The organism is Bradyrhizobium sp. CIR18 (assembly GCF_014198295.1).
GTDB lineage: Bacteria > Pseudomonadota > Alphaproteobacteria > Rhizobiales > Xanthobacteraceae > Bradyrhizobium.
Genome location: NZ_JACIHF010000021.1, coordinates 69,832 through 84,805, shown reverse-complemented (window position 1 = coordinate 84,805; position 14,974 = coordinate 69,832). Strand labels below are relative to the sequence as shown.

At 65.2% G+C, this 14,974-nt stretch carries 15 protein-coding genes; 14 read left to right on the top strand and 1 reads right to left on the bottom strand.

The window, feature by feature from the left end; translation table 11 throughout:
- The first annotated feature begins 193 nt into the window (after positions 1-193).
- The 12 genes from tsaB to trmB all read left to right on the top strand — a co-directional run bounded on the left by tsaB (position 194) and on the right by trmB (position 11,160).
- Positions 194-889: a tRNA (adenosine(37)-N6)-threonylcarbamoyltransferase complex dimerization subunit type 1 TsaB gene (gene tsaB / locus GGD65_RS36670; protein ID WP_183232246.1), complete on the top strand. Its 696-nt coding sequence runs from the start codon at positions 194-196 to the stop codon at positions 887-889.
- Complete coding sequence (gene rimI, locus GGD65_RS36665) at positions 886-1,371, top strand: ribosomal protein S18-alanine N-acetyltransferase (protein WP_018319431.1); 486 nt, start codon at positions 886-888, stop codon at positions 1,369-1,371. Before tsaB ends, rimI begins: the two co-directional genes overlap by 4 nt.
- 39 nt (positions 1,372-1,410) lie before the next feature.
- Complete coding sequence (locus tag GGD65_RS36660; RefSeq protein WP_018319430.1) at positions 1,411-1,866, top strand: Fur family transcriptional regulator; 456 nt, start codon at positions 1,411-1,413, stop codon at positions 1,864-1,866.
- A 79-nt stretch (positions 1,867-1,945) separates the two neighbouring features.
- Positions 1,946-2,626 (top strand): HAD family hydrolase, encoded by a 681-nt coding sequence (locus GGD65_RS36655; RefSeq protein WP_183238351.1) that lies wholly within the window; start codon positions 1,946-1,948, stop codon positions 2,624-2,626.
- A 189-nt stretch (positions 2,627-2,815) separates the two neighbouring features.
- Positions 2,816-4,210, top strand: a complete 1,395-nt coding sequence (miaB, locus tag GGD65_RS36650) for a tRNA (N6-isopentenyl adenosine(37)-C2)-methylthiotransferase MiaB (protein WP_018319428.1) — start codon at positions 2,816-2,818, stop codon at positions 4,208-4,210.
- 64 nt (positions 4,211-4,274) lie between these two features.
- Entirely contained in the window at positions 4,275-5,273 is a 999-nt protein-coding gene (locus GGD65_RS36645; RefSeq protein WP_018319427.1) for a PhoH family protein, read from the top strand.
- Positions 5,274-5,356: 83 nt separating this feature from the next.
- The gene (gene ybeY, locus GGD65_RS36640; RefSeq protein WP_246783533.1) at positions 5,357-5,845 is read left to right on the top strand and encodes an rRNA maturation RNase YbeY; all 489 of its coding nucleotides are present in this window, start codon (positions 5,357-5,359) and stop codon (positions 5,843-5,845) included.
- A gap of 1 nt (position 5,846) precedes the next feature.
- Positions 5,847-6,965, top strand: a complete 1,119-nt coding sequence (locus GGD65_RS36635; RefSeq protein WP_246783532.1) for a hemolysin family protein — start codon at positions 5,847-5,849, stop codon at positions 6,963-6,965.
- Positions 6,962-8,575: an apolipoprotein N-acyltransferase gene (lnt, locus tag GGD65_RS36630; protein WP_183238348.1), complete on the top strand. Its 1,614-nt coding sequence runs from the start codon at positions 6,962-6,964 to the stop codon at positions 8,573-8,575. Before GGD65_RS36635 ends, lnt begins: the two co-directional genes overlap by 4 nt.
- A 221-nt stretch (positions 8,576-8,796) precedes the next feature.
- Positions 8,797-9,210 (top strand): helix-turn-helix domain-containing protein, encoded by a 414-nt coding sequence (locus GGD65_RS36625; protein ID WP_018319423.1) that lies wholly within the window; start codon positions 8,797-8,799, stop codon positions 9,208-9,210.
- 85 nt (positions 9,211-9,295) lie between these two features.
- Positions 9,296-10,453, top strand: a complete 1,158-nt coding sequence (locus GGD65_RS36620; RefSeq protein WP_183238347.1) for a M20 family metallopeptidase — start codon at positions 9,296-9,298, stop codon at positions 10,451-10,453.
- Entirely contained in the window at positions 10,450-11,160 is a 711-nt protein-coding gene (gene trmB / locus GGD65_RS36615) for a tRNA (guanosine(46)-N7)-methyltransferase TrmB (protein ID WP_183238346.1), read from the top strand. The genes GGD65_RS36620 and trmB overlap by 4 nt, the downstream gene beginning before the upstream one ends.
- Here trmB and GGD65_RS36610 read toward each other — a convergent pair.
- Positions 11,157-12,239 (bottom strand): DUF2336 domain-containing protein, encoded by a 1,083-nt coding sequence (locus tag GGD65_RS36610; protein WP_179732629.1) that lies wholly within the window; start codon positions 12,237-12,239, stop codon positions 11,157-11,159. The two genes, trmB and GGD65_RS36610, sit on opposite strands and share 4 nt — an antisense overlap.
- Positions 12,240-12,601: 362 nt before the next feature.
- On the opposite strand from GGD65_RS36610, the gene rimP reads away from it, so the two are divergent.
- Complete coding sequence (gene rimP, locus GGD65_RS36605; RefSeq protein ID WP_018319419.1) at positions 12,602-13,357, top strand: ribosome maturation factor RimP; 756 nt, start codon at positions 12,602-12,604, stop codon at positions 13,355-13,357.
- 2 nt (positions 13,358-13,359) lie between these two features.
- Complete coding sequence (nusA, locus tag GGD65_RS36600) at positions 13,360-14,970, top strand: transcription termination factor NusA (protein ID WP_018319418.1); 1,611 nt, start codon at positions 13,360-13,362, stop codon at positions 14,968-14,970.
- Positions 14,971-14,974: the final 4 nt, after the last annotated feature.

Sequence of the window (14,974 nt, the reverse complement as noted above, 5' to 3'; positions counted from 1 at the left end):
GTAGGGTGGGCAAAGCGAAGCGTGCCCACCTTTTCTGCCATAAGATAAAGGTGGTGGGCACGGCGCAAGTGCGCCTTTGACCACCCTACGAAGTAAGTCATATCGGAGGCCTGCAAATCGTGCGTGACGAATGGCGTATCGGCGCCTGGTTCGCTAGACTGTTCGCCATTCACCACTCGCCATTCGCTTGTCCATGCTGATCCTCGCCATCGATACCGCGCTCGACGCCTGCTCCGTCGCCGTACTCGACACCGAAACGGCCGAGCTCGTTGCGCAGGAGCAGCTTCTGATGAAGCGCGGTCACGCCGAGGCGCTGATGCCGATGATCGCGCGCGTCATGCAATCGGCCAATCTCGCCTTCACCTCGCTCGACCGCATCGCGGTCACTATCGGCCCCGGAAGCTTCACCGGCCTGCGCGTCGGCATTTCGGCGGCGCGCGGCCTTGCGCTTGCGGCCGAGCGGCCGGCGATCGGCCTGACCACCTTGTCGGCCTATGCCGCCGCCATCGTCGGCCAGAGCAAATCGGCACCCGTGATCTCTGCAATCGACGCGCGGCACGACCATGTCTATTTCCAGATCGTCGCCGGCGACGGCAGCCAGTTGGTGCGGCCGAGCGTCGCTCCCATCGACGAGGCGATCGCGGCCTCGCAATTCGGCGCGCCGCATCTGGTCGGCAATGCCGCAAACATCCTCGCCGACCGCTGGCCGAAGGATGTCCCGCAGCCGGTCGCGGTCGACGCGCAGCCCGCGCCCGATATCGGCTGGGTCGCATGGCTCGGCGCTGCCGCCGATCCCGCGACGAATCCGGCGCGGCCGTTCTATCTGAAGGCGCCCGATGCCAAGCCGGCGGCACAGCCGCCATTCGCAGCACAAGCCGCGACCCCATGATGAGATGGCTGTCGGAATGGTGGCGCGGCGGCACCGCCGCCGTCGAGCCCGCATCCGTGCGTGACGCCGCGCAGCTGGCGCAGCTTCACGGCGCCTCCTTCGCGCGCGGCTGGGGCGAGGGCGAATTCGAGAGCATGCTCAGTGAGCGCAACACGCTGGTGCACCGGTTGCGCCTCGGCCGCAGGACCGTCGGATTTGCGGTGTCGCGGATCGGGGCGGATGAAGCGGAAATCCTCTCGATCGCGGTGGACGAGGCCTATCGCGGCCGCGGTCTCTCCCGCACGCTGCTGATGACCCATCTCGGCCACCTCGCGGGGCGCGGCGTGCGCACAATATTTCTCGAAGTTGAGGAAAATAACCAGCCGGCGCGGCGACTCTACGAGAGGGCCGGATTCGTGGTGGTCGGGCGCCGCGAACGCTACTATAAGCAGCCGAACGGGGAACAATTGAACGCCCTTCTGATGCGACGTGACTTGTCGTAACATTGGTGGCAGAAAGCGCCCCCGCCAGGCAGACAAACTATGACCGCACTGAAACCTTCTTCCGCGTCCAAGGCGTCCGGCATCGAGGCGCGCTGTGCCGCCACCGGCATGCGCATGACCGAGCAGCGCCGTGTCATCGCCCGCGTGCTCGCGGAGGCGATCGATCATCCCGATGTCGAGGAACTGTACCGTCGCTGCGTTGCCGTCGACGACAAGATCTCGATTTCGACCGTGTATCGCACCGTCAAGCTGTTCGAGGATGCCGGCATCATCGAGCGCCATGATTTCCGCGAGGGCCGCGCGCGCTACGAGCAGATGCGCGACAGCCATCACGATCACCTCATCAATCTGCGCGACGGCAAGGTGATCGAGTTCACCTCCGAGGAGATCGAGAAGCTGCAGGCGGAAATCGCCCGCAAGCTCGGCTACCGGCTGGTCGATCACCGGCTCGAGCTCTATTGCGTCCCGCTCGACGACGACAAGCCGACGTCTTGAGTGGCATGATCTCCGCGCAAACGCGTTTCGCGTTTGTCGCGCGGGAAAACCGCTACACACTTTTCCGGATCATGCCTTAGTGCCGATAGACCTCATCATCTTCGATTGCGACGGTGTACTCGTGGACAGCGAGGTGATCTCCTGTCGCGCCCATGCCGATGCGCTGACGCGGCACGGCTATCCGATCACCTCGGAGCAGGTGTTCGAACGTTTCCTCGGCCGCTCAACGCGGCAGGCCAATCTGGAGATCGAGACCGAGCTTGGCCGCAAGCTGCCCGAGGCCTATCACGACGATCTGCAGGACGAGCTGTTCCGCTCGTTCGAGGCCGACCTCGAGGCGATCCGCGGCATTCGCGATGTGCTTGATGTCGTCACGCAAGCCGTCTGCGTCGCCTCTAGCGGCTCGCATCAGCGCATGCGCGTGAGCCTGGGAAGCACCGGCCTCTACGAACGTCTCGCGCCAAATATCTTCTCGGCCTCGCAGGTGAGGAACGGCAAGCCGGCGCCGGACCTGTTCCTGTTCGCGGCGAACGAAATGGGCCTGCCGCCCGAGCGCTGTGTCGTGATCGAGGACAGCCTGGCCGGAATTGCCGGCGCCCGGGCCGCCGGCATGACGGTGTTCGGCTTTTACGGGGGCAGCCATTGCGGGGAAAGCCATGCCGAGACCCTGCGTCAGGCCGGCGCTGACTTGACCTTTGCCGACATGCATCAATTGCCGGAGTTGGTCCGCCGGGTCGGCGCGGATGTCCTGGCGGGCTGAGGGGCTTCTTCCCGGTCATTCCGGAGCACGCGCGGAGGCGTGAACCCGGAATCTCGCCCAAAACCTCCCGGATTCCGGGTTCGCGACTGCGTCGCGCCCCGGAATAACGGCTCAAGAGGCTCCATTCGCTGGATTTTCGTCCCTCCAACCTATATTTGAAGGCCGTCCTCCACCTCCATTCCAGGTTCCATGACGCCGCCGCGCAAGCTGCACATCAAATCATATGGCTGCCAGATGAACGTCTACGATGCCCAGCGCATGGTGGACACGCTGGCTCCGGAAGGATTCGTTGAGACGGCCAGCGCTGAAGACGCCGACCTCGTCATCCTCAACACCTGCCACATCCGCGAGAAGGCGTCCGAAAAGGTCTATTCGGAGCTGGGCCGATTGCGCGTCGCCAAGGACGAGGCTGCGCGCGGCGGGCGAGCGATGCAGATCGCGGTTGCCGGCTGCGTCGCGCAGGCCGAGGGCGAGGAGATCGTGCGCCGCGCGCCTGTCGTGGATGTCGTGGTCGGACCGCAGAGCTATCATCACCTGCCGGAGCTGCTGAAGCGCGCCGGCAACGAAGGCCGCGCGATCGAGACCGAGTTTCCGGCCCAGGACAAGTTCGGCTTCCTGGCTCAACCCAAGCCCGACGCGATCCGGGCGCGCGGCATTTCCGCTTTCGTCACGGTGCAGGAAGGTTGCGACAAGTTCTGCACCTTCTGCGTCGTGCCCTACACGCGCGGCTCGGAAGTCTCGCGCCCTGTCGCCAAGATCGTCGACGATGTGAAGCGGCTCGCCGACAACGGCGTGCGCGAGCTGACGCTGATCGGGCAGAACGTCAACGCCTATCATGGCGAGGGACCGGACGGGAAAACCTGGCCGCTCGGCAGGCTGCTCGAGCATCTGGCGACAATTCCCGGCATCGCGCGGCTGCGCTATTCGACCAGCCACCCCCGCGACGTCGACGACAGCCTGATTGCCGCCCATCGCGATCTCGGTGCCCTGATGCCGTTCGTGCACCTGCCGGTGCAATCGGGTTCGGACCGCATTCTGGCGGCCATGAACCGGAAACATACCGCCGATGATTATCGGCGGGTCATCGACCGTTTCCGCGCCGCGCGGCAAGACATTGCTTTTTCATCAGATTTTATCGTGGGTTTCCCCGGCGAGGACGAGCAAGATTTTCTCGCCACCCTCGCGCTTGTCACGCAAATCGGCTACGCTGCGGCTTATTCGTTCAAATACTCCGCCCGGCCGGGAACGCCGGCCGCGGACATGCAGGAGACGGTGTCCCCCGCCGAGATGGACCAGCGATTGGAGCGGATCCAGGAACTGATCGACAGCCAGCAATCGGCCTTCAACAAGGCCGCGATTGGCTCAACGGTCGATGTGCTGTTCGAGCGTCCGGCCCGCAAGGACGGCCAGATCGTCGGCCGCACCGCATTCCTGCAGCCCGCCCATGTGATGGCCTCGCCCGACATCATCGGACACATCCTGCCTGTCAGGATCGACAGCCTCGAACGCTACAGCTTTCTCGGTGAGCTCGTGACGCCGCGTGGGGCGCACGAGCCCGCTTTATCGCCAGCCATCGGAGCCTGAACCCTTGCCAAAAAGCGCATCGGATTCGTCTTCTCTCGCTCCCAGCCGCAAATTTGACCGCGACATGCAAGTTCCGCCCGAGACCCAGGTCGTCATCGACTTCGACGACAACCGCGCCGCTTCCGCGCTGGTCGGCCCCTACGGCCAGCATCTGGCGCAGATCGAGCGGCGGCTCGGCGTCGTCGTCGATTCCAAGGGCAACCACATCACGATCGGCGGCACGCGTGACGGCTGCGACGCCGCACGCCGCGTGCTGGAGATGCTCTACGCGCAGGCCGTGAAGGGGCAGGATCTCGACCAGGGCGAGGTCGAGGGCGCCATCCGGGCCGTGATCGCGCAAGGCTCGCTGTTCGAGTTCGACGCCAAATCGGCCAAAGGGGCGACCTTCGACAGCATCAATCTGCGCAAGCGTCCGGTGCGCGCGCGCACCGCCGCCCAGGACTCCTATATCCGCGCGCTGAAGCGCCACGAGCTCGTGTTCGGCATCGGCCCTGCCGGCACCGGCAAGACCTGGCTCGCGGTCGCACATGCCGCGCAGCTGTTCGAGCGCAAGGAGGTCGACAAGATCATCCTGTCGCGGCCGGCGGTGGAAGCCGGCGAGCGGCTCGGCTTCCTGCCCGGTGATCTCCGCGAGAAGGTCGATCCTTATCTCCGCCCGATCTACGACGCGCTCTACGACCTCATGGATGCGCGCATCGTCGAGCGCGCACTCCAGACCGGCGAGATCGAGATCGCGCCGCTCGCCTTCATGCGCGGCCGCACCCTCACCAACGCCGCCATCATCCTGGACGAGGCGCAGAACACCACGTCGATGCAGATGAAGATGTTTTTGACGCGCCTCGGCGAGAACAGCCGCATGATCGTGACCGGCGATCCCTCGCAGATCGACCTGCCGAACGGCCAGACCTCGGGCCTGGCCGAAGCGACCCGCCTCCTGGGCGGCGTCGAGGGCATTGCCCAGGTTCATTTCAAAGCCGAGGACGTGATCCGCCACGAACTCGTGGCCCGAATCGTCGCCGCTTACGAAGGCTCGCCGCAGCGGCCGGCCGCCGGCAAATCCTGACGAGGCAACAGCCGGACCCAGAGGACGCGGATGAAGGCGCCTCATCGTTCCGAACAAAGACAATGTCACATCCGAACCTTCCCATGACCGAGGTCCTCGTCGTCGCCGATTGCTGGCAGCGCGAGCCCAATTCCGAAGCCGTGATCCAGCGCGCGGTTGCGGCCGCCGCCGAGAGTGTCGACGAAGACGTCGCCGACGCGGAAGTGGCGGTGATGCTGACCGATGATGCCGGCATCCGCACCCTCAACAGCAACTGGCGCGGCATCGACAAGCCTACCAACGTGCTGTCGTTTCCCGCACTCCAGCAGGAGGGCGAGTGGAAGCCGGGCGATGCGCCGCGCATGCTCGGCGATATCGCGATCGCCTACGAGACCATGCGGCGCGAGGCGGACGAGGAACACAAGCCGTTTGACCACCATTTGAGCCATCTCGCCGTGCACGGCTTCCTGCACCTGATCGGCTACGATCACGAGAACGACGGCGACGCCGAGGAGATGGAAGCCCTGGAGACGCAGATCCTGGCTCACCTTGGAATTCCCGATCCCTATGCAGACCGCGCAGGGACGCACTGAGATGCCGGACTCCGACCCGATTCACGACAACCCACGCCACACGGCCAATCTGCCGGCCGTAGTGACCCAGGGCGAGGTGATACGCCCGACCGCCGATGGCTGGCTCCTGCGCGCCATCCGCACGCTGTTCGGCTGGAAGGCGGGATCGGTGCGCGACGACCTCCAGGTCGTGCTCGATGCGACCACGCCCGACGACACCGGCTTCTCGGCGGTCGAGCGCACCATGCTGCGCAACATCCTCGGTCTGCACGAGCGCCGCATCGCCGACGTCATGGTCCATCGCGCCGACGTCGTCGCGGTGAAGCGCGACATCCCGCTCGGCGAGTTGATGGACCGCTTCGAGAGCGCCGGCCATTCGCGCCTCGTGGTCTACAACGAGACGCTCGACGATCCCGTCGGCATCGTCCACATCCGCGACTTGCTCGCCTTCATGACCGCGCGTGCGCGCGTGCCGGAAGCCACCAAGACCAAGCGCAAGAAGCCGCTGCCGGCCGGGCTCGACCTCCGCGCCGTCGATCTCGCGCTGCCGCTCGAGGAAGCGCGCATTATCCGCAAGCTGCTCTACGTGCCGCCGTCGATGCGGGCGATCGACCTGCTCGCGCAGATGCAGGCCACGCGCATTCACCTCGCGCTGGTGGTCGACGAATATGGCGGCAGCGACGGGCTGGTTTCGCTCGAGGACATCGTCGAGCAGATCGTCGGCGAGATCGACGACGAGCACGACAGCGACGAGCCGCCGTCGATCGTGCGGCTGCCCGACAATGCCTTCATCGCTGACGCCCGTGCCAGCCTCGACGACGTCCGCTCGGTGATCGGCGAGGATTTCGTCACCGGCGAGGCCGGCGAGGAAGTGGAGACGCTGGGCGGCTATCTCGTCAGCTTCGTCGGGCGCCTGCCGGTGCGCGGCGAGGTGATCTCGGGTCCCGGCAATTACGAGATCGAGGTGCTCGATGCCGATCCGCGCCGCGTCAAGCGGCTGCGCATCTCGACGCGGAAGGAGCGTCCCGCGCCGCGCACCCAGCGCGAGAGCCGACGCCGCGAGGCTGCGCCGGACAGCGGTCCATCGCCGGCCAATGACACGCCCAGCCCGCCGCCAAGCGACGGGACCGGCCAACAGTGAGCCCGTTCCAGCGACTTCGGCAGATTGCGCTTGCCATCATCCTTGCCTGGGGATGGAAACGCGCCGTCATCGCCATGGGGTGCGGAGCGCTGTCGGTGCTGGCGCTGGCGCCGTTCAACCTCTTCCCGGTGCTGTTCATCACCTTCCCGGTGCTGGTCTGGCTGATTGACGGCGCCGGCGCCGGACGCTATCGCGGCGTCCCCGCCGCGGCGCTGACCGGCTACTGGTTCGGACTCGGCTATTTCGTCCCCGGCCTCTACTGGATCGGCTACGCCTTCTTCGTCGAGGCCGACGTGTTCGCCTGGCTGACGCCGTTCGCCGTGCTCGGCCTGCCGGCCTATCTGTCCATCTTCACGGCGATCGGCTTTGCGCTGGCGCGGCTGCTCTGGACCAAGAACGCGACGCGCGTGCTTGCACTTGCGGCAAGCCTCACAATCAGCGAATGGCTGCGCGGCCACCTGCTGACCGGCTTTCCCTGGAACGCGTTCGGCTATGCGCTGTCCGAGCCGCTGCCGCTGGCGCAGACGGCCTCGCTGGTCGGCCTGTGGGGCATGACGTTCCTGACCGTTGCGATCTTCGCGAGCCCCGCGACGCTGATCGACCGCACGCCCGATCGCCGCCTGGCGTGGCGGGTGCCGGCGGCTGCAATCGCGCTCCTGCTTGTCATGAGCATCTTCGGCGCGATCCGCCTGTCGCTGCATCCGACCACGATGGTCTCAGGCGCCAAGCTGCGCCTGATGCAGCCGAACCTGCAGCAGGACGCCAAATTCAATTACGCCGCCAAGTCGGAGGTGATGAAAAAATATTTGGCGCTGTCGGACCGCGCCTCCGGCCCGCAATCGACCGGCGTGCGCGACGCCACCATCCTGATCTGGCCGGAATCCGCATTTCCGTTCTTCCTGACCCGCGAAGCCGACGCGATGGCACAGATCGCCGATCTTCTGCCCAAGGGCACGGTGCTGATCACGGGGTCGGTCCGCGCGCCCGACCTGCCGCGCGGCACGCCGATCACGCGTGCCTATAATTCGATCTACGTCATCGATCACGACGGCAGCGTGCTCGCAGTGTACGACAAGTTGCATTTGGTGCCGTTCGGAGAATTTCTTCCTTACCAGGCACTGATGGAGAAGCTCGGCTTCGAGCAACTGACGCGGGTGCGCGGCGGCTTCATTCCCGGCACGGTGCGGCATGCGCTGCAGGTGCCCGGCGCGCCGCCCGCGCTACCGCTGATCTGTTACGAGGCAATCTTTCCCGGCGAGGTGGCTGGACGCAACGAACGTCCGGGCTGGATCGTGAACCTCACCAATGACGGTTGGTTCGGCATCTCGACCGGCCCCTATCAGCATCTGGAGCAGTCGCGCATGCGCGCGATCGAGCTGGGATTGCCGCTGGTCCGCTCTGCCAATACCGGTATCTCTGCGGTGATCGATCCAATGGGCCGCACCGTCGCCAGCCTCGGTCTCGGCATCGAAGGCATTTTGGATGCAAGCCTGCCTGCCGCGATATCACCGACCGTCTATGCGCGGGTTGGCGATGTGCCGGCCGCCATGCTCGTCGCGCTGGCCGTGATTCTGGCGGTCCGCCGACGTGTCACCAAGCGGAAGGCCTGATCGCGCCGTCGCCGCGGAGGCGGCCGGAAACTTTTGACAACCGTAGTCCCACGGTTGACAGACTGCACATGGGCTCCCCATTCTGCACCGGCTGCAAAAGACAGTGGGCATTGCTAAATTTCTCCGCAATGTTTCCCAATAAGAGGGTCTGATTTGACGATGCTTGCACCTGAGGCACTCCAGTTGATTGCGCTGAAGGTGGTGTTTGGAGGGCTGAGGAAATGTCGAAAGCGCCCAACCCTGTTGACAAATATGTCGGCAGTCGCGTGCGTATGCGCCGCATCATGTTGGGCATGAGCCAGGAAAAGCTCGGTGAAGCTTTGGGCCTGACTTTCCAGCAGATCCAGAAATACGAGAAGGGCACGAACCGGGTCGGTGCGAGCCGAATCCAGCAGATCGCCGAAATTCTCCAGGTGCCGGTGTCGTTCCTGTTCGAGGGCGGCCCGAGCGGCGTGCCGGGTCCGGATGGCTTCAGCGAAGGCGCCTCGCCTTCCTATGTGTCGGACTTTCTCGCGACGTCCGAAGGACTTGCACTGACCAAGGCGTTCACGCGAATCACCGATTCGAAGATGCGCCGCTCGATCGTCGATCTCGTCGAGCAGATTGCGGCTCGCGAAGGTCCTGACAAGCGCTGATCGCCAGCGCAATGGCGATTTGAGACCGCGTCAAATCTGGCCTATGTCGTCATTTGTGGCCGCGCTTTGATGCGCGTCCGCTTCGATGATGCGATTCAAAGGCACAGATGCGTCCATGGCCAGCTCCAATTGGTTCGATTCTCAAACTATTCTCGATGGCATCCGCCGCTGGGTGGAGGTCGAGACGCCGACGGAAGCGCCCGAACAGGTCAACAGGCTGATCTCAATGGTCGCGGAGCAATACCGCGATCTGCCTGTCACGCTCGAACGCGTCGCCGGCGTCGATGGTTGCGGCGATCATCTCATGGCGCGCTCGAATTGGGGGCAGGACCGGCCGGGCATCCTGGTGCTGAGCCATCTCGATACCGTCCATCCCATGGGATTCATCGAACGTCTGCCGTTCAAGGTCGAAGGCGACGTCGCGTACGGCCCCGGCATCTACGACATGAAGGGCGGCGCCTACATCGCCCATCACGCGTTTGCCGCGCTGTGTGCCACAGCCGATCGCTCGCCGCTCGGCATCACGCATTTGTTCACCTCCGACGAGGAGATCGGAAGTCCCACCTCGCGCGCACTCATCGAGACGGAAGGGCGCAGGGCCAAATACGTGCTGGTGACGGAGCCGGCGCGCGACGGCGGCAAGATCGTCACCGGGCGCAAGGGCGTCGGGCGCTTCAAGGTTTTCATCAAGGGCGTGCCCGCGCATGCCGGCTCGCGGCCGGAAGATGGCCGCAGCGCCGTGCGCGAGCTTGGCAACGTCATCCTCGCCCTGGAAGGGATGAACGACCTGACACGCGGCGTCAGCGTCAATGTCGGCGTGGTGCGTGGCGGCACGCGTCCCAACGTCACGCCGGAAGCGGCCTATGCCGAGGTCGATCTGCGCGTGCTGAGCCTCAAGGACGCAGAGGAGTTCGTCGGCAAGATTCTTGGGCTGACGTCCAAGACCGACGGCGTCACCGTCACGGTCACCGGCGAGCTCAACCGTCCGCCCTACGAAAAGAGCAACGCAGGCGCCTCGCTGTACGAGCACGCGAAGACACTCGCCGGCGAGATCGGCTTCGATCTGGTCGACACCCACACCGGCGGCGGCTCGGACGGCAATTTCACCGCGGCCCATACCGCAACGCTCGACGGCCTCGGCGTCGACGGCAAGGGCGCGCACACTCATTATGAGCAGCTCTATATCTCGTCGCTCGCGCCGCGCGCGCGGCTGCTCCATCGCCTGTACCAGACGCTGCGATGAGCGAGCGCAAATCAGAGCCCGGTCGCGATGACAGCGAGCGCGCGTTCTTCGGACGCCGCAAGGGGCACAAGCTCAGGCAGCATCAGGCCGAGCTGATCGGTCAACTGCTGCCGCATCTGGCGCTCGACATCGACGGTGAGACGCCGGCGGATGCAAACGAGATCTTCGATCCCGCCGCCGACGATGTCAGGCTCGAGATCGGCTTCGGCGGCGGCGAGCATCTCGCGGCCGAGGCCCAGAGCTTCGCCACGACAGGCTTCATCGGCTGCGAGCCCTATGTCAACGGCATGGCCAAGATCCTCGCGCAGATCGAGGCCGCCAACATCGGCAACATTCGCCTGTTCGCGGGCGATGCCGCCGAGCTGCTGGCCTGGCTGCCCAAGGCATCGCTGTCGCGGATCGACCTGATCCATCCCGATCCCTGGCCGAAGCGGCGGCACTGGAAACGGCGCTTCGTCCAGGACAGGACCATCGCCGCGATGGCGCGCGTGCTGAAGCCGAACGGCGAATTCCGCTTCGTCTGCGACATCGACGATTACTGCGCCTGGACGCTGTCGCATCTTGCGCGTTCGCAGGATTTCGTCTGGCTGGCCGAACGCGCCGACGATTTCAGGCAGCCATGGGCGGGCTACACCATGACGCGCTACGGCCGGAAGGCCGCGCGCGAAGGACGGAAGGCTGCGTATTTGCGGTTCAGACGACTCTAGATCGTCTGCCGGTTGCGCCAGAAATTGACGACGCGCTCGGCGGTCGTCGGCATCAGGCGCGTGAAGTTCACGCGCGCGGCCTCGATATCGGCATCGGCCGGCGTGCGATGCGGACCGTACCAGAGCAGGATGAGCGCGCGCACCGTGGGCCAGCCGAGATTCAGCACGCGGCCGAGAATGAGGATCGGGTCGTAGCGGTCGCCTGCGATCAGGCGGTCGAGCACAGAGAGGCGAACGCCGGACATCGCCGAAAGCGAGGCGATCGATTCCTCGTATTTGTTCGCCTTGGCGAAGCCGAGCAGCGCGCTCTCGCCGAGATGGCCCTCGCGATGCAACACCAGCACCGTGCGCTGGGCCGCGGAGAAATCGCGCCGCGGTCCCGGCGGCAGCGTGGCCTCCTCGATGGCCACCATCGCGCGCTTGATCTCGACCTGGCGCGCGGGATTGACCACGCTGGAGAGCCGGCGGCGGATGACGTCGAGCGTGCCGTCGAGAAGCTGTTTCAGGTTCTCGCCCGAGAGATCACGACGCTGGCCGATCTTGAGCGTCAGCACACCGTCCTGCGCCGCACGCTTGATCAGCTCGGAATAGCTGCCAGGCGAGAACACCGCACCGGCATTGCCCGCGGCGCGGCGCACCACGTCGCGATCGCCGCGCTCCACCAGCACGTCGGTGATGACGGGAGACAAAGCGGGGCGCTCCGTCATCGCAAGCAAATGCCCCTGGCCCTTCAGCCGCGCGATCTCGACCAGTGCGGCGTCATCGAGCACGGGCGAGCGGCGCAGCACCGGGCCGGCCACCATGATCTCGTTCTCGCGCGCGAGTTGATTGACCAGATGCGGCGGCGCGTTGTTCAGGTGCGAGAAGCGCTCGGCGAGGTCGACGCGCGAGGCAAGCTCCGCATGCGGGACGAGATCGATCAGGAGGTTGTCGAAGAGATCGATGAGCTCGGGCCGAAGATTGGCGGAATCCTGGAAGAACAATTCGGAGATGGCGCGCGCGATTTCGCCGCGTCGTCGCGGATCGCCGCGTTTGACGATATCGTCCAGTCCGGGAATGAGCGACGTGGCAACGGTCATGAAAACGCTACTCGAACAGGGCACGCCGCGGGTGCGCCCTTGGTCCAAGCCGCCCCACAATCAGGGAATTTAGCCCCCCGAGGTGAAGGAAGCGTTAGGCCCGGGGCGCCGCGAATCGGGCGCAAAAAGCCTCGTCTGGCCCGCGATGGGCCTTGTCCGGGGGGACAGAAAGCGCTATATCAGCGCCAATTCATCTTCTCATACGATCCGCGTAGTGAGAGTGGGCCCGAAAGGACCCGCTCTTTTTTATTACCCGAACGCGGCTTGGCGGAAGATGCGGCCCGACGCGCTGTCGGGAAGTTCCGAAGCGGGCTTTGAAAATCGTAACCAAGCCTTAACCATCGAGCGCCTTGACCCCTGATATGACCGAACCGAACACTGGTTCCACGGATGCCGAGTTGCTGGCCGAGCCGAGGCTCGTGGTCGAGCCGGGCGTGGCAGCACGTGTGTCCGCGGTCGCAGCACCGGTGCTCGAGGGCATGGGCTACCGTCTGGTGCGGATCCGCATTTCCGGGGAAGCCGGCTGCACCGTGCAGATCATGGCCGAGCGGCCGGACGGCTCGATGCAGCTCGAGGATTGCGAGGCGATCTCGCGGGCGCTGTCGCCTGTGCTCGATGTTGCCGACCCCATCGATCGCGCCTACCGGCTGGAAATCTCCTCGCCGGGAATCGACCGGCCGCTGGTCCGCCGTTCCGATTTCGAGCGCTATTCCGGCCATCTGGTGAAGATCGAGATGGCGGTTGCCCATGAGGGGCGCAAGCGGTTCCGCGGCATGATCGGTCCCGTCGAAGGCGACCGCGTGCATCTGCGTCGCGACGACGTCAAGGCGGGCGATGATCCCGACGTGCTCCTGACGATGGAGGATATCGGCGAGGCCCGCTTGGTGCTGACCGACGAGCTGATCGCCGAATCGATGCGCCGCGGCAAGGCCGAGGAGCGCCAGATGCGCCGGGATCTCGGCCTGGAGCCGCCGCAGGCGCCGCACGCCAAGATCAGCGAAAAGACCACCAAGAACACCAGGCCGAAGAAGAAGCCGGCCCCGACCAATACGAAGAAGCATCGCCTGGCCGCCGAACGCGCGCGACGGGGCGAGATCGAGCCTGACGAAGGAGACTAGCCATGGCAGTCAGCGCCAATCGACTTGAGTTGCTCCAGATCGCCGATGCCGTTGCGCGCGAGAAATCGATCGACCGCGGCATCGTCATCGCGGCGATGGAGGACGCCATCGCCAAGGCGGCGCGCGCCCGTTACGGCAGCGAAACTGACGTTCATGCCGAGATCGACCCGAAGAAGGGTGAGCTGCGGCTGTCGCGCCACATGCTGGTGGTCGAGAAGGTCGAAAACCATTCCAACCAGATCTCGCTGGTGGACGCGCAACGCGCCAATCCCGGTGCCCAGGTCGGCGACACCATCGCCGACACCCTGCCGCCGCTGGAATATGGCCGCATCGCCGCGCAATCGGCCAAGCAGGTCATCGTGCAGAAGGTGCGCGAGGCCGAGCGCGACCGGCAATATCAGGAATTCAAGGATCGCATCGGCGACATCGTCAACGGCGTCGTCAAGCGCGTCGAATATGGCAGCGTGATCGTCGACCTCGGCCGCGGCGAAGCCATCATCCGCCGCGACGAGATGCTGCCGCGCGAAGTCTTCCGCAACGGCGACCGCGTCCGTGCCTACATCTTCGACGTCCGCCGCGAGACGAGAGGTCCGCAGATCTTCCTTTCCCGCACCCATCCGCAATTCATGGCGAAGCTGTTCGCGCAGGAAGTGCCGGAAATCTATGACGGCATCGTCGAGATCAAGGCGGTTGCCCGCGATCCGGGCTCGCGCGCAAAAATCGGCGTGATTTCCCGCGATTCCTCGGTCGATCCGGTCGGCGCCTGCGTCGGTATGCGCGGCTCGCGCGTGCAGGCCGTGGTGAACGAATTGCAGGGCGAGAAGATCGACATCATTCCGTGGTCGCCCGACATCGCGACCTTCGTGGTCAACGCGCTGGCGCCGGCCGAAGTCTCCAAGGTCGTCATCGACGAAGACCGCGAGCGCATCGAAGTGGTCGTGCCCGACACCAACAACCAGCTTTCGCTGGCGATCGGCCGCCGCGGCCAGAACGTGCGTCTGGCCTCGCAGCTCACCGGCTGGGACATCGACATCCTGACCGAGCAGGAGGAATCGGAGCGCCGCCAGGCCGACTTCGAGAACTCCACCCGCGTCTTCATGGAATCGCTCAACGTCGACGAAGTGGTCGGCCAGCTGCTGGCGTCCGAAGGCTTCACCTCGGTCGAGGAACTCGCCATGGTGGACCTCAAGGAACTCGCCGGCATCGAAGGTTTTGACGAGGAGACCGCGCAGGAACTGCAGAGCCGTGCCCGCGAATATCTCGAGCAGCAGGAAGCTGAGATCGAGGCCAGGCGCAAAGAGCTCGGTGTCGAGGACGCGGTCAAGGACGTGCCCGGCGTCACCTCGAAGATGCTGGTGAAGTTCGGCGAGAACGACATCAAGACGGTCGACGACCTCGCCGGCTGCGCCACCGACGATCTGGTCGGCTGGACCGAACGCAAGGAAGGCGGCGAGCAGACCAAGTTCCCCGGCGCGCTCGACGGTATCGACATCTCCCGTGACGATGCCGAGGCGATGATCATGCAGGCCCGCGTCAAGGCCGGCTGGATCACCGAGGCCGATCTGGCCAAGCCCGCCGAGGAGGCTGAAGCCACCGAAGATCAGCCGGCTTAAGGGC

Coding starts and splice junctions, on each gene's coding strand:
- tsaB (WP_183232246.1), top strand. CDS start 194: ATGCTGATCCTCGCCATCGATACCGCGCTCGACGCCTGCTCCGTCGCC.
- rimI (WP_018319431.1), top strand. CDS start 886: ATGATGAGATGGCTGTCGGAATGGTGGCGCGGCGGCACCGCCGCCGTC.
- GGD65_RS36660 (WP_018319430.1), top strand. CDS start 1,411: ATGACCGCACTGAAACCTTCTTCCGCGTCCAAGGCGTCCGGCATCGAG.
- miaB (WP_018319428.1), top strand. CDS start 2,816: ATGACGCCGCCGCGCAAGCTGCACATCAAATCATATGGCTGCCAGATG.
- GGD65_RS36645 (WP_018319427.1), top strand. CDS start 4,275: ATGCAAGTTCCGCCCGAGACCCAGGTCGTCATCGACTTCGACGACAAC.
- ybeY (WP_246783533.1), top strand. CDS start 5,357: ATGACCGAGGTCCTCGTCGTCGCCGATTGCTGGCAGCGCGAGCCCAAT.
- GGD65_RS36635 (WP_246783532.1), top strand. CDS start 5,847: ATGCCGGACTCCGACCCGATTCACGACAACCCACGCCACACGGCCAAT.
- GGD65_RS36625 (WP_018319423.1), top strand. CDS start 8,797: ATGTCGAAAGCGCCCAACCCTGTTGACAAATATGTCGGCAGTCGCGTG.
- GGD65_RS36620 (WP_183238347.1), top strand. CDS start 9,296: ATGATGCGATTCAAAGGCACAGATGCGTCCATGGCCAGCTCCAATTGG.
- trmB (WP_183238346.1), top strand. CDS start 10,450: ATGAGCGAGCGCAAATCAGAGCCCGGTCGCGATGACAGCGAGCGCGCG.
- GGD65_RS36610 (WP_179732629.1), bottom strand. CDS start 12,239: ATGACCGTTGCCACGTCGCTCATTCCCGGACTGGACGATATCGTCAAA.
- rimP (WP_018319419.1), top strand. CDS start 12,602: ATGACCGAACCGAACACTGGTTCCACGGATGCCGAGTTGCTGGCCGAG.
- nusA (WP_018319418.1), top strand. CDS start 13,360: ATGGCAGTCAGCGCCAATCGACTTGAGTTGCTCCAGATCGCCGATGCC.